We start from the raw sequence: 604 nt of genomic DNA on the forward strand, positions 1-604 counted from the left end.
ATCAAGCAAAGCCTGGGATTTAAACCTGCCTTCCCAGAATCTTCCGGTACATTTATCTTCTTTGTTGGCCATTCTGGCGATGGGCTCACTGAGTGAGCGCATAAACCAACTGATATCAATTAAGCGTTTACGGTATTCAGTAATGCATTCATTAACCGTTTGAATTTCAAACTGGTTAAGGTCTTCCTCTTTAAGGTATTTGTGCGTGAGTAACGTACCTTTAAAGCCCTTGTGCCATTGAATGAGCACTTCTTTATCTGACCACTTTTTTGCTTTGTCAGCATCAACTTTTAACACCACATGCAAGTGATTACTCATCACGGCATAAGCACAGATATCAATAGCAAAGATGGTCGCTAACTCAAGAATGCGTGAATCAACCCACTCACGCCGATGCTCAAAGTTCTCACCTGTTGAATTATCAATTCCGCACAAGAATGCCTTACGCACCACACGAGAACAGCAGTGATAGTAAGGCGTATCTTCCAGGCTAACGATTGTCTGTCTTGGTCTGGCCATCTTTAATTACCGTTTGTGAAAGGGTAAATAAAGTGTAGTTCAGCGCTCAATATTTAGCCAACAATCTTGGGTGTCTTAATTATTT

The 604-nt window shown here is 41.4% G+C and carries 1 pseudogene; it reads right to left on the reverse strand.

Features of this window, described 5'->3' with window-relative positions:
* Window positions 1-519, reverse strand: a pseudogene (locus tag ACWXWT_RS20620) (transposase); the annotation flags it as partial.
* Window positions 520-604: the final 85 nt, after the last annotated feature.

Source organism: Shewanella sp. A22, assembly GCF_053850585.1.